Below are 21,285 nucleotides of genomic sequence, written 5' to 3' on the forward strand. Positions count from 1 at the left end.
CTCCTCATAGTGGCGGACGGAGGCGCCGGAGCGTGGCGATTCCAACACATACGGCAGCCGGGTCAGGGGAGGGCGGGACGGTCCTCCGCGAGGAGGGGGCCGAGGAGGTCGCCGTGCTCGTCGATGCGGGCGAGGGCGTCGTCCGGGGTGAAGACGAGGTCGGCGGCGCGCTTGCACGCGCCCAGTTCGTCCCAGGTGAGGGGGGTGGAGACGGCGGGGGCGTCCGCGGCGCGGAGGGAGTAGGGCGCGACGGTCGTCTTGGCGGGGTTGTTCTGGCTCCAGTCGACGAACACCTTGCCCTTGCGCAGGCGTTTCTCCATCTTGGCGACGACGAGGTCGCGGTGTTCGCCGGCGAGCCGCTGCGCGGCGGCCTTCGCGTACTCGGACGTCCGTTCGGCGTGCGGGGGCTCCTTGATGGGGACGTAAAGGTGCAGGCCCTTCTTGCCGCTGGTCTTGGGGTACGACTCAAGGCCGTCCTCTGCGAGCAGGTCGCGGAGCATGGCGGCGACCTCGCACGCTTCGACGATCGTGGCGGGCGGACCCGGGTCCAGGTCGAAGACCACGAGGTCGGGAGTGTGCACTTTGCCTCGCGGCCCCACTTTCCACTGGGGGACGTGCAGTTCGAGGGCTGCGAGGTTGGCGCACCAGACGAGCGTGGCCAGATCATCGACGACGACGTAGTCGAGCGTGTCGCGTCCCCTGGTGCTTCCGGGGCTCGGGACGGTGGCGGTCCGCACCCAGTCGGGGGTGTGGGAGGGCGCGTTCTTCTCGAAGAACTTGCCGCCGTCCACGCCGTCGGGCCAGCGGATGCGGGTGGCGGGACGGTTCTCCAGGTGCGGCAGCATGACCGGCGCCACGCGCGCGTAGTAGTCGATGACCTCGCCTTTGGTGAACTCGGGGTAGAGGTTCTTGTCCAGGTTGGACAGGCTGAGCGTTCTTCCGTCGACCTCGACCCGTTTACTGCTCACTCACGATCCCTTGCTCGCTGGTCACTTCCCGTGGGTCCTTGTCGTCACGGAGCCCGCGCCAGGACGGGAAGCGGAGGCGTCCGTCCCGGGTGCGGGCGCTGTAGGCGACCTCCCCGACGAGGTTCGGCTCAACCCACTGCGCGTCCCGGGCGAACTCGCGGGGGACGGGGTCGTCGAACGGGCTGGTCGGGCGCCGCAGCGGCCAGAGGATCTCGTACAGCTCGTCCAGGAAACGGTCGGTGAAGCCCGTGCCGACGTGGCCGACGAACCCCAGCCTGCCCTTGCCGTCGTACTCGCCGAGGAGGAGGGACCCCACTCCGCCTTCGCGCCGTCCCTTGCCGGGCTTCCAGCCGCACACGATCACTTCGCGGGTGAGGAAGTTCTTCACCTTCCGCCAGAAGTCGACTCTGCGGCCCGGACGGTACGGGGAGTCGAGGCGCTTGGCGAGGAGGCCCTCGAGGTGCTGTTCGCGCGTGAACGCGAGCAGTTCCGCGACCTGCTCGGCGTCGCCGCCGTCCAGGTACGGGGGCACCTCGACGGGACCGCCGCCGGCGATGTCCAGCCCGGCGAGGAGCGCGCGCCGGTCCGCGTACGGAGTGTCGAACAGGACGTACCCGTCCAGGTAGAGGAGATCGAACACCACGTACCGGACCGGGACGTCGCGGATGAGCCGGGGGTCGGGGCGCGCCACGTGCATCCGCCGTTGCAGCCGCTCGAAGCTCGGCCTGCCCCGGTCGAACGCGACGACCTCGCCGTCCAGCACGGCGTCGTGCCCCGGCAGCAGGTCCACCAGCGCGGACAGCTCCGGGTAGCGGGACGCGACGTCGCCGCCGCGCCGCCCGGCCGCGCGCAGGCCGTCGGCCGACACCTGCGCGACGGCGCGGACGCCGTCCCACTTCAGCTCGAGGCCCCAGCGCGCGCCGTCGCCGGGAAGGTCCCCGGTGGCGGCCGTCATGGGCTCGACGGGCCAAGGCATGGTCATATCCGCGTCTTACCCGGAGCCCGCGCAAAGGAAAAGGATCAAGGGCGCGTTGTGTCGCAAATGCGCCCTCCGGGGACGCTAGGGGCCGGTGCCGCTGGGTAAGGACACGTCATGCGCAGTATCTGGAAGGGCGCGATCTCGTTCGGGCTGGTGACGATACCTGTGAAGGTCTACTCGGCGACCGAGCAGAGGGACGTCAGCTTCCACCAGGTGCACCGCGAGGACGGCGGCCGCATCAAGTACAAGCGGGTCTGCTCGGTCGACGGCGAGGAGGTCCCGTACGCCGACATCGCCAAGGGGTACGAGCTGCCCAGCGGCGAGATGGTCATCCTCACCGACGAGGACTTCGCCGACCTGCCGCTGTCGTCGAGCCGCCGCATCGACGTCCTCCAGTTCGTGGAGCAGGAGGAGGTCGACCCGATCTACTTCGCGAAGTCGTACTACCTGGAGCCGGACGCGCAGGGCGCCAAGCCGTACGTGCTGCTGCGGGACGCGCTGGAGAACTCGGGGCAGGTCGCGATCGTCAAGATCGCGCTGCGGCAGCGGGAGTCGCTGGCGACGCTGCGGGTGCGCGGCGGCGTGTTCGTGCTGGAGACGATGCTGTGGCCGGACGAGGTCCGCACCCCCGACTTCCCGTTCCTGGAGGAGGACATCGAGGTCCGCAAGCAGGAGCTGTCGATGGCGACGTCGCTGATCGAGTCGATGGAGGGCGACTTCGACCCGTCGGAGTACAAGGACGCCTACCGGGAGGCGCTGCAGGCCGTCATCGACGCGAAGATCGAGGGGCGGGAGGTGGCGCGGCCCGCCGAGGAGGCCGAGGAGGAGCCCGCCGCCGACCTGCTCAGCGCGCTGCGCGCCAGCGTCGAGGCGGCGAAGAAGAGCCGCGGCGGGGAGAAGGCGGGGGAGAAGGCCGGGCGGAAGGCGCCGGCGAAGAAGGCCCCGGCCCGCAAGAAGCCGGCGTCCGGGGGGACGAAAAAGGAGACGGCGAAGAAGGAGCCCGCGAAGAGCCGCGGCCGCAAGTCCGCGTGACGCGGGCCCGCACGGACCGCCGTCCGCGGGCCGCCCTTCCTTGGGGGCGTGCCCGCCGCCGGGTCGCGGCGACGGGCACGCTGACGCTCGCCGCGGTTAGAAGAACACCGCGTCCGTGCAGATGAGGCGGTCGCCGGCGTCACCGGTCTTCGGGTTGGTCGGCTTCGCGTGGATGACCACCGACCGGGCGTCCTTCTTGTCGACGCGCCACGGCACCCACGCCTTCGCGTGCCCCTTGCCGCCCTTCTTGACCTTGAGGTCGAGCCAGATCTCCTTCTTGCGGAGCGGGGTGTGCTTCCGGGCGTCCGGGTTCTGGTAGTGGTCGCCGGACGACTTGGGCTTCAGGCCGCACTTGTTCTCGTGGACGTGCGTGCCCATCGTCTTGCCCCAGTACTTCTTGGGGACGTCGGAGACCTTCAGCCGGACGGTCGTGCCGCGCTCGTCGAGCTCGGTGACGACCTGCGTGTCGACCTTCTTGAAGTAGGGGTCGTACACGTACGTCGGGCCGCCCACCACGTGCTTGCGGGCGTGGTGGTCGCCCTTGTCGCCGTGGTGGCCGTCGCCGTGGTGGCCGCCGTGGTGCCCCTTGCCGTCGTGGTCGCCCTCGTGGTGGCCCCAGCCGAGGCCCTTGCCGTGGCCGTGCCCGTGGTGACCGTGATGGCCCTTGCCGTCGTGGTCGTCGTCGGGGCAGGCCGCGGCGGGCGCGGCGAACGGCAGCAGTACGGCGCCGGCCGCGGCCAGCGTGACGGCGGCCCGGGCGGGCAGTCGCATGAGTGTTCCTCTCCGTAGGTACCGGTCCGCGATGACCGGTGGCTCACGATCATCCTCACGGAGAGTGAACGATGCACGACTCACATGCCCTGAGCCGGTCAAGAGAATCCCACACGGCGGTGGGGAGCCCCGGCCGTCCCGCCGGGCCGCCCGCGCTAGGCGTCCCGCCGGACGGCGAGGACCCGGACGAGCGCGGCCGCGGCGGCCGGCGCGTCCGTGCAGGGCGCGATCCGCTCGCCCCAGCCGTAGTAGTACGTCCAGACGCGGTCGGGGCCCTCCTGGACGGCGATGACCGACTCGTTCATCGCGGGCATGTCGGGGTTGGCGACCAGGGCGCTCGGCCAGCGGTCCGCGTGCGCCGAGACCTCGACCGTCCAGCCGCGCGAGCGCAGCACGTCGGTGAGGTGCTCCAGGTGTCCGAGGGCTTCTTCGGCCTCGGTGATCGCCTGCACGGGCATGGTGATGCCTCCAAGGGAACGTCCCATGAGCGGTGAGAGTGCACGCCGGGCGGGCTCCGTCGCGGTGCGCGTCACGCGCGGGCAGCCGGGCGAATCGCGTTCAGTCTCTCCCCGCTCATGGGCGAGCACAAGCGCTTTCGCTCACTTGGTGGTGCGTTTCCCTTGTCCGGACGGTCAGCGGACCGGCACCGGCGGGGCGGGCGCCGGTTCCGCCCCGGCGGGCGGCGCGCCGGGCGGCGCGTCGCCCTCCCGGATCCCGTACCGGCGGTAGACCCGGGCGAGCGGGCCGGGCGCCCACCAGTTCGCGCGGCCGAGCAGCCGCATCGTCGCCGGGACGAGCAGGGCCCGCACGACCGTGGCGTCCACGAGGATCGCGACGACCATGCCGACGCCCGTCATCTTGATGAACGTGATGCCGGACGTCGCGAACGCGCCGATGACCACGATGAACAGCAGCGCCGCACTGGTGATGACCGCGCCCGTCCGCTGCACGCCGGCCGCCACCGCCGCCGTGGTGGAGCCGGTGAGGTCGTACTGCTCGCGGACGCGCGACAGCAGGAACACCTCGTAGTCCATCGAGACGCCGAACAGCATCGCGAGCATCAGGATCGGCATCGCGGGCGCGATCGTCCCGGTGGCGGTGAAGTCCAGGAGGCCGGACAGGTTGCCGTCCTGGAAGATCAGTACGACGACGCCGAACGTCGCGGCGAGCGACAGCGCGTTCATGACGATCGCCTTGAGCGGCAGCACGACCGAACCGAACGCCAGGAACAGCAGCGTGAACGTGGCCGCGCCGACGAGCAGCGCGACCCACGGCAGCGTCGCGCCCAGGCTCGCGAGCTCGTCGACGACGGTGGCGGTGGCGCCGCCGACGTGCGCGTCGGCGCCGGGCGGCGGCAGGACGTCCCGGACGCGTTCGACGAGGTCGCGGGCCTCGTCGGAGTTCGGGTCGGCGGTGTAGGCGAGGGCGATCCGGGTCGTGCCGCCGTCCGTGCCGGTGCCGGAGCCGGTGACGGTCGCGCCGGTGACGCCGTCGAGCGCGGCCAGGCGGTCCCCGTACGCCTGGATCGCGCCCCGGTCGGACGTGCCGGTCACCACGGCCTCGATGGGGCTCGTCGCGTTGCGCGGGAAGTCGGTCTCGAGGGCCTCCGCGACGACCCGCGCCTGCGCGTCCGCCGGCAGGACCTCTGCGTCCACGCCGCCCCAGTCGATGCGCAGGAACGGGGCGCCGAGCGCGAGCAGCAACGCGACCGTGGCGACGGCGTAGACCGCCGGGCGGCGCATGACGCTGTGCGCGAGCCGCGCCCACCGGGCCTCGCCGCGCCCGCCGCCGCCGGGGGCCCGGCGGCGGAACGAGAGCGCGTTCACGCGGGGGCCGAGGACGGCGAGCAGGGCGGGCAGCACGGTGAGCGCGCCGACCATGCAGACGAACACGGTGGCGATGCCGCCGTAGCCCATCGAGCGCAGGAAGTTCTGGTCGAACAGCAGCAGCCCGGACAGCGACACCGCGACCGTGACGCCGGAGACCGCGACCGTCCGCCCGGCGGTGGCCATGGTGGCGGCCAGGGCGTCCGCGCGGTCCCGGCGGCCGATCTCCTCGCGGTACCGGCCGACCATGAACAGCCCGTAGTCGATGGCGAGGCCGAGCCCCAGGAACGTCGTGATGTTCACCGCGAAGATGGACACGTCCGTCATGTACGTCAGGACGTGCAGGGCGGTGAACGAGCCGAGGATCGCCAGGCCCCCGACCAGCAGCGGCAGGCTCGCCGCGACCAGCCCGCCGAAGATGAGCACCAGCAGCACGAGCAGCACCGGCATCGCCATCATCTCGGCGCGCGCGATGTCCTGCGCCACCCGCTCGTTGATCTCGACGTTCGTGGCGACGGCCCCGCCGACCTGCGCGGTCAGCCCGCCGCCGACGCGCGTCAGGTCGTCGCGGATCGCGGCGTAGCCCTCCTCGCGCTCCGCGTCGTCCGCCCCGGCCAGCCGCAGGACGGCGTAGGTGCCGGTGCGGTCCTCGCTGACGAACTGCGGCGCCCCGGTCGTCCAGTACGTGGCGGTCGAGGCGATCTCGTCCGCCGGCAGGTCCGCGAGGGCCGCCTCGACGGCCGCCCGGTACGCGGGGTCGTCGACCGTCGTGCCGCCCCGGTACAGGACGACGATGTCGGCCGTGTCCCGTCCGAGGTCGCGTTCGGCGATCGCCGCCGCCCGGTGGCTCTCGCTGCCCGGAGTGTCGAACCCGCCGGACGGCGCCAGCGCGCCGAACACGCCGGTTCCCCACACGCCCGCGAACACCAGCGCGCCGCCCGCCACGGCGAGCACCCAGCGGCGGCGCCGGTCCACCCACCGTCCCCATCTGTCGAACATCATCGACCCCCATTACAGGCAGTCACGTGAGTGAATGCCGTTAACTGCGAACGCCGTTAACTTCGCATACAGGATTCACTTTCGTCAACGGTGTATTTGCGGGATCATGCGGGAACGACCGGAGGCGGCCGGTCGAACGGAAGGAGACGGCGCAGGTGGCGACACGGCGAGACCGGGTGCGGGCGGCGACGGTCCGGGAGATCTCCGAGACCGCCCGCCGCATCCTCATCGAGCAGGGCCCGGACGCGGTGACGCTCCGCGCCATCGCCCGCGAGATGGGGATGACGGCGCCCGCGCTGTACCGCTACTTCGGCAGCCACGGCGAGCTGCTGCGCCACCTGATCGGCGAGATCTTCACCGAGCTCACCGCCGAGCTGATGGGCGCCGCCAAGGCCGTCCCGCCGGACGAGATGAGCGCCAAGTTCCACGCCGTCGCGCGGCGGTTCCGCCGCTGGGCCCTCGCCCACCCCCGCGAGTACGGGCTGCTGTTCGGCGTCCCGGTCCGCGGCGCCGGCCACGACGGCGAGACCGACTTCGCCCAGGAGTGCGCCCGCCGGTTCGGCTGGACGTTCATGGCGCTGTTCCTCGACCTGTGGGAGAAACGCCCGTTCCCCGTCCCCGCCGACGAGGACATCCCGGCCCGCCTGCGCGACCAGCTCGCCCGCTACCGCGCCGACCTCGGCGTCTCGCTCCCGCTGGGCGTCGTGCTGCAGTTCCTCAAGTGCTGGGTCCGCCTGCAGGGCGCCGTCAGCCTGGAGGTCTTCGGGCACCTCGAGTTCGCCCTCGACGACCCCGAGCCGATGTTCGAGCTCATGCTCGGCGAACTCGCCGGGGTCCTGCACCTGCGCTACGTGCCGCCGCCCGGTCCCTGAACCGCCGCGGCGAGCGCCCGCAGCGCGGCCGTCCCGTTCCCGGCCCACACCAGCCCGAGCGCCGACTCCGGCAGGCCCCCGACCGGGACGAACGCGACGTCGCCGCGGCGGTTGTGGTGCGCCGTCGCGTCGCACAGCAGCATCGCGCCCCGCCCGGCGCCGACGAGCGTGAGCCCCTCCTGCAGGGTGCGGACGCCGTCCTCGTGCGGGATCGCCCGTCCGTCCGGGGTCGCCGCGGGACAGTGGAACCGCCGCCAGTACCCCGGCGCGGGACCCTCGACCGGGATCAGCGCGGTGCGGGCGAGGTCCTCGGCCGCCAGCCGCGCCCGGCGCGCGAACGGATGCCCGGCCGGGACGGCGAGCACCAGCGGCCGCCGCGAGAACACCGCCCCCACCGTGAGGTCCGGCTCCCGTACCGGCAGCAGCACCACCGCCGCGTCCACCTCGCCGCGCCGCAGCGCGCCGAACGGGTCCCCGAGCGGGATCTCCGCGATCTCCACCCGGTGCTCCGGCCGGTCCCGGCGCAGCTCCGCGATCGCCCGCGTGACCTGCTCGTACACCGCGCCCTGGAAGCCGACGCGGGTGCGGCCGCGGGCGGCCGCCCGCGCCTCCTCGACGACCCCCGCGAGGGCGCCGTAGGCGGGCCGCAGCGACGCGGCGAACGCCTCGCCGAACGCCGTCAGCCGCACCCGCCGGCTCGTCCGCTCGACCAGCCGCGCGCCGAGCCGCGTCTCCAGCGACCGCAGCAACTGGCTGACCCGGCTCTGCGACACGTAGAGGCGCTCGCCCGCCCGGCCGAAGTGCAGCTCCTCGGACAGCACGAGGAAGCACTCCAGCTCCCGGATCTCCAGCCCCACGGCACACCCTCCGGCCTGCGTCGATGAGTCGCGCTCATCGGAGTATGAGGGATCCGCCGTTGTTCGGCGGGCCTCCCGGCCGTGAGATGAGCGACATGCACGATGTCTCCGGGAAGCCTCCCTCGGCGCCGGCGGACGGCCCGCCGCGCCGCCCGTTCGCGGTGCTCACGGTCGCCGCCGCCACGTTCACCGTCGTCACGTCCGAGATGCTGCCGGTCGGCCTGCTGACCCCCATCGGCGCGTCCCTGGACGTCGGCGCGGGCACGGCCGGGTGGACGCTCACCGTCACCGGCCTCGTCGCGGCCGTGTCCGCCCCGTTCGTCCCGCGCGCCGTCGGGCGGGCCGACCGGCGCACGGCCCTCGTCGCCCTCATGCTGCTGCTCGCGGCGGCGAACCTGCTCGCCGCCTGGGCGCCGAACTTCCCCGTGCTCGTCGGCGCCCGCGTCCTCGTCGGGCTCGGCATGGGCGGCGTCTGGACGCTCGCGGCGGGCCTCGCCCCCCGGCTCGTCCCGCCCGCGTCCGTCGGCGCGGCCACGTCCCTCGTCTTCAGCGGCATCGCGGTCGCGTCGGTGCTGGGAGTGCCGCTCGGGACGTACCTCCAGGCGCTCGCCGGCTGGCGCGCGGCGTTCGCGGCGGCCGCCGGGCTCGCCGTCGCCGTCGCGGCCGCGATGGCGGTGCTGCTGCCGCGGCTGCCCGCCGGACGCGCGCCCCGCCGGGACGCCCGCACGGCCGCGCACCCGATCGCCCGTCCGTCCGTCCGGACCGGCCTGGTGATCACCGCCCTGCTGGTCACCGGGCATTTCGCGGTGTACACGTTCGTCCGTCCGGTCCTGGAGGAGAGCGCCGGGCTCGGGCCGGGCGCGGTCGGGACGCTGCTGCTGGCGTACGGGCTCGCGGGCGTCGCGGGGAACTTCGTCGCGGGCCTGCGCGCACCCGGTGCTCCGCGCGCGACCCTCGCCGTGCTCGCGGGCGGGCTGGCCTGCGCGGTCGTCCTCGTCCCGGCGTTCGGGACGACGCTCGCGGGCGCGGCCGTCCTGATGGTCGCGTGGGGCCTGGCCTACGGCGGCGTGTCGGTCGGCGCGCAGACGTGGCTGATGGCGTCCGCGCCGGGCGACACCGAGCGCGCGACCGCGCTCTTCGTGGGCGTGTTCAACGGGGCGATCGCGCTCGGCGCGTTCGCGGGCGGGCTGGTGATGGACGGCCCCGGCGGCGTCCCGTACCTGGGCGCCGCACTGGCCGCCGCCGCCCTCCTCACCGCCCTGGCCGGCCGCGCCCCCGACGCGGCCCGGAGCGGCCCCGCGGACGATCGTCACCCGGCGGGCCCGGCGCACCGCTCGTCCACGTCCTCGGAGGCGGGCCCGGCGTAGCGCGGCGCCGGCGAACCGGCCGGTGCGCGCCGGGCGCCCCGCGGCCGGAGGCGGCCGCGAGGGCCGTTGCGGGTTCGACGGCGAAGGCCCCCGGAACCGTCCGGTTCCGGGGGCCTTCGGGGCGCGTCAGTAGGACGGGAGGCTCGGGTCGATCTGGTTGACCCAGGCCACGACGCCGCCGCCGACGTGGACGGCGTCGGCGAAGCCGGCGTTCTTCACCACGGCGAGGGCCTCGGCGGAGCGGACGCCCGACTTGCAGTGCAGGACGATCTTCTTGTCCTGCGGCAGCCGCTCGAGGGCGGAGCCGTTCAGGAAGTCGCCCTTCGGGATGAGGGTCGCGCCCGGGATCGAGACGATCTCGTACTCGTTCGGCTCGCGGACGTCGACGAGGAAGATGTCGTCGTCGCGGTCCTGCATGGCCTTGAGGTCGTGCACGGAGATCGTCGAGTCCTTGGCGGCCTCGGTGGCCTCCTCGGAGACGGCGCCGCAGAACGCCTCGTAGTCCTCGAGGAGCTCGGTCTGCGTGGGGTTCTTGCCGCACAGCGGGCACTCGGGGTCCTTGCGGACCTTGACCGAGCGGTACGTCATCTCCAGGGCGTCGTAGATCATCAGGCGGCCGACGATGGGCTCGCCGATGCCGGTCAGCAGCTTGATGGCCTCGTTGACCTGGATGGAGCCGATGGACGAGCACAGGACGCCCAGCACGCCGCCCTCGGCGCACGACGGCACCATGCCGGGCGGCGGGGGCTCGGGGTAGAGGCAGCGGTAGCACGGGCCGTGCTCGGCCCAGAACACCGACGCCTGCCCGTCGAAGCGGTAGATGGAGCCCCACACGTACGGCTTGCCGAGCAGGACGGCCGCGTCGTTCACCATGTAGCGGGTGGCGAAGTTGTCGGTGCCGTCCAGGATGAGGTCGTACTGGCCGAAGATGTCCATGATGTTGTCGCGGTCGAGCGCCGTGTTGTGGACCACGACGTCGATCAGCGGGTTGATCTCACGGACGGTGTCGGCGGCGGACTCGACCTTCGGCTTGCCGAGGGACGACTGCCGGTGGATGATCTGCCGCTGCAGGTTCGACTCGTCGACGACGTCGAAGTCGATGACGCCGAGGGTGCCGACGCCCGCGGCGGCCAGGTAGAGCAGGGCCGGGGAGCCGAGCCCGCCCGCGCCCACGACCAGGACCTTCGCGTTCTTGAGTCGCTTCTGACCGGTCATTCCGACGTCGGGGATGATCAGGTGCCGCGAGTAGCGGTTGACCTCGTCACGGGTGAGCTCCGCTGCGGGCTCGACCAGAGGTGGCAACGACACGGTGGGTGCTCCTGTGCTGACGCTCGGCTGTTCAGGGGGGGCGGGACATCGTCGTCCCCACTCGGCACAACCTTGCCATGACCGGCCGCATTCCCCGCCGTCACCCCGGCGCGAGGGGCGGAATGCCGGGAGCGCAGCTAATCTAGGCTGTTGTGGCGTTCCTGCCCCCTTCTCCCCAGCCCCCTGCGCCGTTCCCCCCACCGGATCCGCCCCCGCGCGTCACCGTGCTCGGGCTGCGCGGACGGCAGTGGATGGTCGTCGCGATCGTCGTCGGCTGCTGCTACCTGCTCGCGTCCGTGGCGGCGCTGGGCAGCGTGTGGACGTCCTACACCCGCGACCCGACGGACGCCGAGCTGGAGATCGCGTCGCGGGCCGAGGTGGCGCGGAGGTGGCAGGCGTGGCCGGCGGAGCGGATCTTCCCCGACCGGGTCCCGTACCGGGTCGAGAAGGGCGTCACCGAGTACGCGACGCGCACGGGCATCGTGCCCGACACCGACTGCGCGGGGGCCGTGGACCCCGCGATGGTGAAGACGCTCGCCCGGCACGGGTGCAAGGCGATCCTGCGCGCGACGTACGTGGGGGCCCTGAACGGGATCGTGACGACCGTCGGCGTCGTGGTCTTCCCGGACGCGTTCAAGGCGGACCGCGCGTTCAAGGAGCTGCCGGGGACGAAGAAACCGGACGGATCCGGCGGGGTGCGTCCCGCGCTGAAGGCCGCGGCGTTCCCCGGGACGGCCTCCGGGCGGTTCACCGACGCGGCCCGGCAGGCCCGGGGGAGCGACCGCGGCGGCCCGTACGTGCTGCTGACGACGTCCGGGCACACCGACGGGCGCCCCGCGGCGGCCATCGAGCGGGAACGCCCGGGGCGCCCCTTCCTCCTGGCGCCGCAGCTCGCGAACGCCCTGGAGGAGTCGCTGTCGACGCCGGCGCTGCCGGACTGCGCCAAGCGCGAGTGGCAGTGCTGAGGCGCGCGGCGGCGGCGCTGACCGCGTGCGCCGTGGCGTGGCTGCCGGCCGCCCCGGCCCGCGCGGACGAGGTGCGCGACCGGCAGCGGCCCGTCCTGGACGTCCTCGGCGTGGACCAGGCGTGGAAGGTGACGCGCGGCGAGGGCGTGACGGTCGCGGTCGTCGACTCGGGCGTCGACCCGGACCAGGCGGACCTGAAGGGCTCGGTCACCGTCGGGCCCAACATGCTCGCGGAGGAGGACGCCGGGACGAGGCCGGAGCGGCTGCACGGGACCGGCATGGCGTCGCTGATCGCCGGGCACGGCCACGGGCCGGGCGGCGGCGACGGGATCATCGGGGTCGCCCCGGAGGCGCACATCCTGTCGATCCGGGCGATCGCCGAGGAGGAGGACGCCTCGTACGGGCGGTTCCGCCGCTCGAAGAAGGCCGAGCAGGCCGTCGCGCGCGGCATCCGGCACGCCGCCGACCGGGGCGCGGACGTCATCAACCTCTCGCTCGGCAAGGAGGGCGAGATCACGGCGGAGCGGCAGGCGATCGCGTACGCGATGGCGAAGGGCGCCGTGGTGGTGTCGGCGGTCGGCAACGACGGCGACGACCCGGACCTGCGGGACGGCCACGGGTTCGCGCCGTACTCGTACCCGGCGTCGTATCCGGGCGTGATCGCGGTCGCGGCGTCCCGGACGGGCGGCGGGCGGGCCCCGTTCTCCAACAGCAACTACTCGGTGCTCGTGGCGGCGCCCGGTGCCGGGCTGCCGGTGGCGCTGCCGGGCGGGCGGTACGCGCTGAGCAGCGGCACGAGCGACTCCAGCGCGCTCGTGTCCGGCATCGCGGCGCTGATCAAGGCGGAGTACCCGGAGCTGCCGCCGGCGCTGGTCGCGCAGGCGATCGTCGACGGGACCCGCGACGGGCCCGCGGAGACCTACGACGCCGAGACGGGGTTCGGCGTGGTGCACGCGGCGCGGTCGCTGACGGCCGCGGCGAAGCTGGTGCGGGAGCGGGCGAAGACGACCGCGGGCAAGCCGCCGGGGCGGCGGTTCGGCGCGGCCGAGCCGGAGCCGGTGCGGGTCATCGAGCGTCCCGCCTGGTTCACGGGTGTGCTGGTCATGGTCGTCGGCGGGATCCTGGGCGGGACGATCGCCGCGCTGTGGATCTCGATGCTGTTCGCCCGCCGCCACCCGCGCGCCGCGCGCCCGTCCGTCCCCGGCGGGGGGCCTGGCGGGGGCCCGCCCGGTCTGGCGCGGCCCGGCCTCCAACTGCCCGGTCTTCGGACCGGGCCGGGACCCGGGCCGGATTCCGGGCCGGATTCCGGGCCGGATTCCGGGGCCGGGCCGTGGCGGCCCGGCGGACGCGAGACGATCGGGTGATGGAACCCGACGAGTACTCCGAGGCCGTGCTGGAGACGGTCGAGCGGATCCCGCCCGGGAAGGTGCTGGCGTACGGGGACATCGCCGAGCTGATCGGGCGCGGCGGGCCGCGCCAGGTGGGCCGGGTCATGTCGCTGTTCGGGGGCGGCGTGCCGTGGTGGCGCGTCATCCGGGCGGACGGCAGCCCGCCGCGCTGCGACGAGGTGCGAGCGCACGAGCACTGGCGGGCGGAGGGCACCCCGCTGCGCCCGGACGGCCGCCGCGTCGACATGGCGCGCGCCCGCTGGAACCCGGACGACCCCGCCTGACCGGACGACCCCGCCTGCGCCACTGGCACCCGCCTGCGCCACTCGGGCCCGTCCGGCCCCGTCCGGTCACCTTCACTTCGGCGTTCCACCCTGCACACTTCCGCGACATGGGTGCGTTGTGGTCCGATCATGCTCGTTGATCTGCTGCAATGAACTGTTGTGCCGCCTGCTTCCTACCGCCTCGTCCGCCGCGCCGGTCCCGCGCGGGCCGCCGCGCCCGTCCTGGACGACCGGCAGCGGCGCGTGGTCGAGCATGCCGGGGGGCCGCTGCTGGTGCTGGCGGGGCCGGGCACCGGGAAGACGACGACGATCGTCGAGGCGGTCGTCGACCGGATCGAGAACCGGGGCGTCGACCCCGAGCGGGTGCTCGTCCTCACGTTCGGCCGGAAGGCGGCCGGGGAGCTGCGGCAGCGGATCGCGGGACGGCTGCACCGGACGACGCGGACGCCGCTCGCGCTGACGTTCCACGGGTACGCGTACGCGGTGCTGCGCCGCCAGGCCGTCGACGACGGGGAACCGGCGCCGCGCCTGCTGTCCGGGCCCGAGCAGCTCCTGGAGGTGCGGCGGCTGCTCGAGGGCGAACTCGCGGACGGGGCGCCCGGCTGGCCGGAGCGGCTGCGGGCGGCGCTGGCGACGCGGGGGTTCGCCGAGGAGTTGCGCGACTTCGTCCTGCGGGCGGTCGAGCGCGGCTACCTGCCGGACGACCTGGACGCGCTCGGCCGCGTCCGGGGACGCGACGACTGGCACGCCATCGCGGGGTTCATGGACCGCTACGAGGACCGGTTCGCGCTCGATCCCGTCCCGACCTACGACTACGGCGAGCTGATCCAGATCGCGGCGGAGACCCTCGCCGACGAGGACGCGCGGAGCCGGGAGCGGGACGCCTACGACGTCGTGTTCGTCGACGAGTACCAGGACTCCGACCCCGCGCAGGAGGCGCTGCTGCGGCACCTGGCGGGCGGCGGCCGCGACCTGGTGGCGGTCGGCGACCCGGACCAGTCGATCTACGGGTTCCGGGGCGCCGACGTGCGCGGGATCCTGGAGTTCCCCGAACGGTTCCGGACGCTCGGCGGGGACCCGGCGCCCGTGGTGGCGCTGCGGCACTGCCGCCGGATGGGGCCGGAGATCCTGGAGGCGTCGCGGCGGATCGCGCGCCGGCTGCCCGCCGGGTCGTCCGCCGCCGCGGAGCACCGGGCCCTGGTCCCGCCGGACGGTGCCGAGGAGGGCGAGGTCCGCGCGGTGATCGCCGACTCCGAGTCGCAGGAGTCGGCGCTGGTCGCGGACGAGCTGCGGCGCGCGCACCTGCTCGACGGGGTGCCGTGGTCGCGGATGGCGGTGCTGGTGCGCAGCGCGGTCCGGCAGGTGCCGGTGCTGCGGCGCGCCCTCGCGCAGGCCGGGGTGCCGGTCGTCGTCGCGGGCGACGAGGTGCCGCTGGTGTCCGAACCCGCCGTCCGCCCGTTCCTGGTGCTGCTGCGGGCGGCGCTGAAGAAGGACTACCTGGACGACGCGGTCGCCGAGGACCTCCTGACGGGCCCCTTGGGCGGCGCGGACGCACTCGGCATGCGCCGGCTCAAGCGCGCGCTGCGCGACCTGGAGGAGCTCTCGGGCGGGAACCGTCCGCTGGGCGACCTGCTGGTGGCGGCGGTGAACGACCCGCGGGAGGTGGCGCTCGTCCACGAACGGGTGCGGGGCCCGGCGGAGCGCATCGCCCACCTGATCGACACGGCGCGCCGGAGCGTCGCCGAGGGGGGGACCGCCGAGGACGTCCTGTGGGACGTGTGGCGCGAGAGCGGGCAGGCGGACGTGCTGCTGGAGCAGAGCGTCCGGGGCGGGACGCGCGGCGCCGCGGCCGACCGGGACCTCGACGCCGTCGTCGCGCTGTTCGACCACGCGGCCCGGTTCGTCGACCGGCTCCCGCAGGCGGGCCCGGAACTGTTCGTCGACAACATCGCCGCCCAGGAGATCGCGGGCGACACGCTCGCGGAGCAGGCGCCCGAGGGCGAGGCCGTCCGGATCCTCACCGCGCACCGGTCCAAGGGCCTCGAATGGGACGTCGTGGTCGTCGCGGGCGTCCAGGAGGGCGTCTGGCCGGACCTGCGGCTGCGCGGCTCCCTGCTGGGCGTCGAGGAACTCGTCGAGCACCACGCGGGCTCGCAGGAGGACGGCCCGGCCGGCGGGCCCGCGGTCGGCGCGTCGATGGCCGCGAAGATGCTCGACGAGGAACGCCGGCTCTTCTACGTCGCGGTGACGCGGGCGCGCAGGCGCCTCGTCGTGACGGCGGTCGGCGGCGACGACGCGGAGGAGCGCCCCTCGCGGTTCCTGAACGAGCTGCTGCCGGGCGCCATCGAGCAGTCGCAGCTCGACGAGAAGACGCGCTGGCTCTCCCTGTCGGCCCTCGTCGCCGACCTCCGCTCGGTCGTCGCCGACCCCGGACGCCCGGAACCGCTGCGGCGCGCGGCCGCCGGGCACCTCGCGCGCCTCGCGCGCGCGGGCGTGCGGGGCGCCCGTCCGGAGAACTGGTACGCGATCACCGCCCTGTCCGACCCGGGGCCCGCGTTCGCCGAGGACGAGCAGATCACGATCTCGCCGTCGCAGGTGGAGGCGTTCACGACCTGCGGGCTGCGGTGGCTGCTGGCGTCGGCCGTCGGCGCGCAGGAGGGCGGCCCGAACGAGTTCAGCACCATGGGCAAGGTCGTGCACGCGGTCGCCGAGATGGCGGGCGCGGACGACGGGATCGACGAGGTGCACGTCGCTGAGCGGCTCGACGAGATCTGGAACGACCTGGAGTTCCGCAGCTCGTGGTACTCCGACAAGCAGCGCGAGCAGGCCGCCGCGATGGTCGACAAGTTCCTGACGTGGCACCGCGACAACCCGAACGAGGTCGTGGCGCTGGAGGAGTCGTTCAAGGTCGACCTCGGCCGCGTCGTCATCAAGGGCCGCATCGACCGCGCCGAACGCGACGAGCACGGACGCGCCGTGATCATCGACGTGAAGACGTCCACGACCGCGGTGCCGAAGGACGACCTGGCGCGGCACCCGCAGCTCGGCGTGTACCAGTACGCGGTGATGCTGGGCGCGTTCGAGCGCCACGGCCTCATCGAGCCCGGCGGCGCGAAGCTCGTCCAGGTGGGGAAGGCGGCGTTCGCGGCGCGCGCGCGGGAGCAGGCGCAGCCGCCCCCGTCCGAGGACCCGGATCCCGAGTGGCCGAAGAAGCTCATCGAGGTCGTCGCGACCGGCATGGCCTCGGACGTCTTCCAGGCGCGCGCCAACGACAAGTGTCGGACGTGTCCCGTACGCTCCTGCTGCCCCGTCCACGACGAGGGCGGGCAGGTCGGTGAGTAGGCGGGAGAACGCGGGGGGCCTTCGGTGATCACCCCGGCCGAGCTGGCGCGGCTGCTGGAGATTCCCGAGCCCACCGACGAGCAGGCCCGCGTGATCGAGGCGCCGATGGCGCCGATGGCGGTCGTCGCGGGCGCCGGGTCCGGCAAGAGCGAGACGATGGCCGCGCGCGTCGTGTGGCTCGTCGCGAACGGGTTCGTCCGGCCCGAACGGGTCCTCGGGCTCACGTTCACCCGCAAGGCCGCCGCCGAGCTGGGCGCGCGCGTCCGCAAGCGGCTGGACGCGCTGCGGGAGGTGCTGCCGGCGGACGAGCTGGAGCGGCTCGGCGGCGAGTCGCTGTTCGACGGCGAGCCGATGGTGTCGACGTACCACGCGTACGCGGCGCGGCTGTTCGGCGACCACGCGCTGCGGGAGGCGCTCGAGCCGACGATGCGGCTGATCTCCCCGGCGGTCGCGTGGCAGATCTGCTCGCGGGTCGTCGACGCCTACAACGGCCCGATGGACCGCGTCGACTGGTCGCCCGACACCGTCACGAAGGCGGTCATGGAGCTGTCGGGGGACCTGTCGGAGCATCTGCGGACGGCCGACGACGTGCGCGGCGTCGGGGCGCGGCTGGAGGAGATGTTCGCGGCGCTGCGCAAGCCGCTGAAGGCGCAGCGCGACGTCCTCGCCAAGCAGGCGGTCCGCGAGCAGCTCATGCCGCTGGTCGAGGCGTACGGGCGGGCGAAGGCGGCGAAGGAGGTCATCGACCACGGCGACCAGATGGCCCTCGCCGCCCGCATCGCGCACCGGCATCCCGAGGTCGGGATGATCGAGCGGTCGCGGTTCTCGGTCGTGCTGCTCGACGAGTACCAGGACACCAGCCAGGCGCAGCTCGTCCTGCTGCGGTCGCTGTTCGCGGGCGGGCACCCGGTCACGGCGGTCGGCGACCCGTGCCAGTCCATCTACGGGTGGCGGGGCGCGAGCGCGGGCAACCTGCTGCGGTTCGCGCACGACTTCCCGGCGCAGCCGTCCGTCGGGGGCCGCAGGCCGGTTCCGGCGCCGGTCGTGCAGCTGAGCCGGTCGTTCCGGAACGGGGAGCGCATTCTCGACGCGGCGGCGCGCATCCAGGAGGAGCTGCGCGCCGACACCAGGGCGGTGCCGGTGCTCGTGCCGGGCGCCGGGCGGGACGGGCGCGGCCGCGTCGAGTGCGCCCTGTTCGAGACCGTCGAGGAAGAGGCCGAGCGCATCGCGGGCCGCATCGCCGCGCTGCTCGCCGCCGACCCCGGCACCGCCCCGGACGGCGCCCCGCAGGCCGAGCCGCTGCGGTACTCCGACGTCGCCGTGCTGGCCCGGAAGCGGTCGCAGTTCCCGCTGCTGCGGCGGGCGCTGGAGGCCCGCGCGATCCCCGTCGAGGTCGTCGGGCTCGGCGGGCTGCTGACCGTCCCCGAGGTGCAGGACGTCGTCGCGACCCTGCGCGTCATGCACGACCCGTCCGCCGGGGCGTCCCTGGCCCGGCTGCTCACCGGCCCGCGCTGGCGGCTCGGCCCCCGCGACCTCGTGGCGCTGGGGCGGCGGGCGCGCGCGCTGGCGCAGGAGCAGGCGCGGGACGTGACGCCGCCCGCGCGCGACGAGGGCCGGGCCGACGGTGACGGCGGCGGTGAGGCCGGCGGTGAGGCGCCGCGGCCCGAGCCGTCCGGCGAGGCGGGCGAGCGGGAGGCGGACGATCCGCTGCGGCAGCTCGTCGGCGAGCTGAACCAGGAGACCGGCAGCCTCGTGGACGCCCTCGACGACCTGGGCGACCCGGCCGCGTACTCGCCCGAGGGGTACGGGCGGCTGCGGCGGCTCCGCGACGAGCTGCGGGCGCTGCGCGGGCAGGTCGGGCTGCCGCTGCCCGACCTGGTGAACGAGGTCGAGCGGGCGCTCGGGCTCGACATCGAGGTCGCGGCCCGGTCCGGGCTCGATCCGGTCACCGCGCGCGCCGACCTGGACGCGTTCATCGACGCCGCCGCACGGTTCGCCGGGGACGCCGAGGACCCGACGCTCGGCGCGTTCCTCGCCTACCTCAAGGCCGCCGAGACCGAGGAGTTCGGGCTCGAGGCGGGACGCGTGGGGGAGACCGACAGCGTCAAGCTGCTGACCGTGCACGCGTCCAAGGGCCTGGAATGGCCGGTCGTGATCGTCCCCGGGCTCGCGTACACGGCGCAGAAGAACGGGAACCCCGCGAAGGGGTCGATCTTCCCGTCGCCGCCGCAGAACGCGACCCGCTGGACCGCGAACCCGCGCGTCCTGCCGTTCCCGCTGCGCGGCGACCGCGCCGACCTGCCGCACCTCGCGGGCCTGGAGAAGGACGACCTCGCCGCGTTCGAGCAGGCGTGCGCCGAACGGGACGTGCGCGAGGAGCGGCGGCTCGCGTACGTCGCGGTGACGCGGGCGTCCAGCCTGCTGATCGTCACCGGGTACTGGTGGGGGTCGTCGGGCCGCCCGCTGGGGCCGTCGCCGTTCCTGGAGGAGGTCCGCGAGGTGTGCGCGGCGGGCGCCGGGAAGATCGTGGCGTGGGCGGACCCGCCGCCGCAGGACGCGACGAACCCGCTGCTCACCGACCCCGACGAGGCGCCGTGGCCGGCGGCGCCGGGCGAGCGCGGGCACACCGACCTGTCCGCGCGGGAACGGTACGAGGCCGTCGTCGAGGGCGCCCGCATGGTCGAGGACGCGATGGCGGGCCGCGTCCTGCACTGGGCGGGCACCGAGGGGCTCGCGGACGCCGACCGGGCCCGCATGTCGGCGTGGGCGCGGGACGTCGAGCTGCTGCTCGCCGAACGCGACCGGGGCCGCGGCGGCGACGGGACGCTCGTCGAGCTGCCGGGGCACCTGTCGGTGTCGTCACTGGTGGCGCTCGCCCGCGACCCGGCCGCGCTCGCCCGGCAGATCCGCCGCCCGATGCCGCGCCCGCCCGCCCCCTACGCGCGGCGCGGCACCGCGTTCCACACCTGGCTCGAGGGGCGCTGGGGGCAGCAGCGGCTCCTCGACCCGGACGAGCTGCCCGGCGCGGCGGACGAGGGCGCGGCCGACGACGCCGACTTCGCGCGGCTGCGGGAGGCGTTCGAGGCGTCGCAGTGGGCGGCGCGCGAGCCCCTCGACATCGAGGTGCCGTTCGAGACGATCATCGGGGACCGGCTGGTCCGGGGCCGCATGGACGCGGTGTTCCGGTCGCCGGACGGCGGCTACGAGGTCGTCGACTGGAAGACCGGGCGGCCCCCGTCGGGCGACGACGCGCGGTTCGCGTCCGTCCAGCTCGCCGCGTACCGGGTCGCGTGGGCGCAGCTCGCGGGCGTCCCGGTCGAGCGGGTGAGCGCCGCGTTCCACTACGTGCGCGCGGGCGTGACCGTCCGTCCGGCGGACCTGCTGGACGCGGACGGGCTCGCGGCGCTGCTCGACGGCGTCCCGGCGGGCTGACCCCCGCCGGGGCGGGGGTGAGCGTTCGGGTGTGCATCGTCACGGGCCTCTGTTCACCGCCGGTGCTTTCGGGGATGATCCGGGGAACCGACGAGGGAGGCTGCGGCATGACGGAGTCCCATGACGCGAAGGTGGTCCGCGAGTTCTCCAAGCAGGCGGCCGGGTTCGCCGACCCGGGCCGCAACGAGGCGTTCACCCGGCATCTGGACCGCCTCGTGAAGTTCATGGACCCCGAACTCGACCTCGAGGACGTCGTGCTGGAGGTCGCCGCCGGGACCGCGCTGGTGTCGCGGGCGATCGCGCGGCGCGTCCGGCACGTCACCGCCCTCGACCTGACGCCCGCGATGCTGGCCGAGGGCAAGCGCGCCGTCGACCGCGACGGCGTCACCAACGTCACCTTCGCGCACGGCGACGCCGCCGCCCTGCCCTACCTCGACCGGTCGTTCACCCTCGTCGTCACGCGGTTCTCCCTGCACCAGGCGGCCGACCCGAAGGCCGTCGTGAAGGAGATGGAGCGGGTCAGCCGCCCCGGCGCGGCGATCTTCGTCGCGGATCTCGTCCGCCCGGACGACCTCGACGGCGATCCCGACCGGATCGAGCGGCTCCGCGACCCCTCGCACGGGACGATCCTCACCGAGGCGCAGATCGCCGAGCTCGCCACCGGCGCGGGCGCCGAGGTCAAGCGGGCCGAGCGGTTCGAGGTCGTCCGTCCGCTGGAGCCGTGGCTCGACTTCTCCGGCACCCCCGAGGACGTGCGGGCGACGATCCGCCGCGAGCTGCGGGACGAACTGGGCGGCGGGCCCCCGACCGGGATGCGGCCGAGCGAGCGGGACGGTGAGCTGCACTTCACGCACTCGCTGCTGTTCCTGCACGCCATCGCGGGCTGACGGCGGCG

The 21,285-nt window shown here is 74.3% G+C and carries 16 protein-coding genes; 9 read left to right on the plus strand and 7 right to left on the minus strand.

The annotated features are described in order from the left end of the window. Positions 1-62: 62 nt before the first annotated feature. The gene (gene ligD / locus ACFQ11_RS12020; RefSeq protein WP_378298288.1) at positions 63-968 is read right to left on the minus strand and encodes a non-homologous end-joining DNA ligase; all 906 of its coding nucleotides are present in this window, start codon (positions 966-968) and stop codon (positions 63-65) included. Beyond that, positions 958-1,950, minus strand: coding sequence for a non-homologous end-joining DNA ligase (gene ligD / locus ACFQ11_RS12025; RefSeq protein ID WP_378298290.1), 993 nt, complete (start codon positions 1,948-1,950; stop codon positions 958-960). Before ligD (ACFQ11_RS12025) ends, ligD (ACFQ11_RS12020) begins: the two co-directional genes overlap by 11 nt. A gap of 111 nt (positions 1,951-2,061) precedes the next feature. Between ligD (ACFQ11_RS12025) and ku the strand changes: the two genes are divergently transcribed. Beyond that, a complete protein-coding gene (gene ku / locus ACFQ11_RS12030; protein WP_378298293.1) occupies positions 2,062-2,979 on the plus strand; it encodes a non-homologous end joining protein Ku in 918 nt (305 codons plus the stop codon). A 96-nt stretch (positions 2,980-3,075) separates the two neighbouring features. On the opposite strand, the gene ACFQ11_RS12035 is transcribed toward ku, so the two are convergent. From ACFQ11_RS12035 to ACFQ11_RS12045, 3 genes are all read right to left on the minus strand, one after another. Continuing rightward, complete coding sequence (locus ACFQ11_RS12035) at positions 3,076-3,750, minus strand: hypothetical protein (RefSeq protein WP_378298295.1); 675 nt, start codon at positions 3,748-3,750, stop codon at positions 3,076-3,078. 155 nt (positions 3,751-3,905) lie between these two features. Next, on the minus strand, positions 3,906-4,208 hold the full coding sequence (locus tag ACFQ11_RS12040; RefSeq protein ID WP_378298296.1) for a hypothetical protein: 303 nt from the start codon (positions 4,206-4,208) through the stop codon (positions 3,906-3,908). A gap of 174 nt (positions 4,209-4,382) precedes the next feature. Continuing rightward, the gene (locus ACFQ11_RS12045; protein WP_378298297.1) at positions 4,383-6,578 is read right to left on the minus strand and encodes an MMPL family transporter; all 2,196 of its coding nucleotides are present in this window, start codon (positions 6,576-6,578) and stop codon (positions 4,383-4,385) included. A 152-nt stretch (positions 6,579-6,730) separates the two neighbouring features. Between ACFQ11_RS12045 and ACFQ11_RS12050 the strand changes: the two genes are divergently transcribed. After that, complete coding sequence (locus tag ACFQ11_RS12050; RefSeq protein ID WP_378298299.1) at positions 6,731-7,447, plus strand: TetR/AcrR family transcriptional regulator; 717 nt, start codon at positions 6,731-6,733, stop codon at positions 7,445-7,447. On the opposite strand, the gene ACFQ11_RS12055 is transcribed toward ACFQ11_RS12050, so the two are convergent. Then, a complete protein-coding gene (locus tag ACFQ11_RS12055; RefSeq protein ID WP_378298369.1) occupies positions 7,423-8,298 on the minus strand; it encodes a LysR family transcriptional regulator in 876 nt (291 codons plus the stop codon). The two genes, ACFQ11_RS12050 and ACFQ11_RS12055, sit on opposite strands and share 25 nt — an antisense overlap. A gap of 101 nt (positions 8,299-8,399) precedes the next feature. Between ACFQ11_RS12055 and ACFQ11_RS12060 the strand changes: the two genes are divergently transcribed. Beyond that, complete coding sequence (locus ACFQ11_RS12060; RefSeq protein WP_378298301.1) at positions 8,400-9,671, plus strand: MFS transporter; 1,272 nt, start codon at positions 8,400-8,402, stop codon at positions 9,669-9,671. Positions 9,672-9,797: 126 nt separating this feature from the next. On the opposite strand, the gene moeZ is transcribed toward ACFQ11_RS12060, so the two are convergent. Next, on the minus strand, positions 9,798-10,979 hold the full coding sequence (gene moeZ, locus ACFQ11_RS12065) for an adenylyltransferase/sulfurtransferase MoeZ (protein ID WP_378298303.1): 1,182 nt from the start codon (positions 10,977-10,979) through the stop codon (positions 9,798-9,800). Between the two features lie 152 nt (positions 10,980-11,131). Here moeZ and ACFQ11_RS12070 point away from each other — a divergent pair, with 152 nt between their 5' ends. The 6 genes from ACFQ11_RS12070 to ACFQ11_RS12095 all read left to right on the plus strand — a co-directional run bounded on the left by ACFQ11_RS12070 (position 11,132) and on the right by ACFQ11_RS12095 (position 21,277). Next, entirely contained in the window at positions 11,132-11,944 is an 813-nt protein-coding gene (locus ACFQ11_RS12070) for a hypothetical protein (protein WP_378298304.1), read from the plus strand. Continuing rightward, positions 11,932-13,308: a S8 family serine peptidase gene (locus ACFQ11_RS12075; RefSeq protein ID WP_378298306.1), complete on the plus strand. Its 1,377-nt coding sequence runs from the start codon at positions 11,932-11,934 to the stop codon at positions 13,306-13,308. The genes ACFQ11_RS12070 and ACFQ11_RS12075 overlap by 13 nt, the downstream gene beginning before the upstream one ends. Continuing rightward, positions 13,308-13,616 carry an MGMT family protein gene (locus tag ACFQ11_RS12080; protein WP_378298308.1) on the plus strand — a complete coding sequence of 103 codons (309 nt, stop codon included), beginning with the start codon at positions 13,308-13,310 and terminating at the stop codon, positions 13,614-13,616. The genes ACFQ11_RS12075 and ACFQ11_RS12080 overlap by 1 nt, the downstream gene beginning before the upstream one ends. A gap of 159 nt (positions 13,617-13,775) precedes the next feature. Further along, a complete protein-coding gene (locus ACFQ11_RS12085; protein ID WP_378298310.1) occupies positions 13,776-16,958 on the plus strand; it encodes an ATP-dependent helicase in 3,183 nt (1,060 codons plus the stop codon). Positions 16,959-16,982: 24 nt separating this feature from the next. Further along, the gene (locus ACFQ11_RS12090) at positions 16,983-20,390 is read left to right on the plus strand and encodes an ATP-dependent helicase (protein WP_378298312.1); all 3,408 of its coding nucleotides are present in this window, start codon (positions 16,983-16,985) and stop codon (positions 20,388-20,390) included. 107 nt (positions 20,391-20,497) lie between these two features. Continuing rightward, positions 20,498-21,277 (plus strand): class I SAM-dependent methyltransferase, encoded by a 780-nt coding sequence (locus tag ACFQ11_RS12095; protein WP_378298314.1) that lies wholly within the window; start codon positions 20,498-20,500, stop codon positions 21,275-21,277. Positions 21,278-21,285: the final 8 nt, after the last annotated feature.

This window comes from Actinomadura sediminis (assembly GCF_042675525.1).
GTDB classification, from domain to species: Bacteria; Actinomycetota; Actinomycetes; order Streptosporangiales; family Streptosporangiaceae; genus Spirillospora; species Spirillospora sediminis.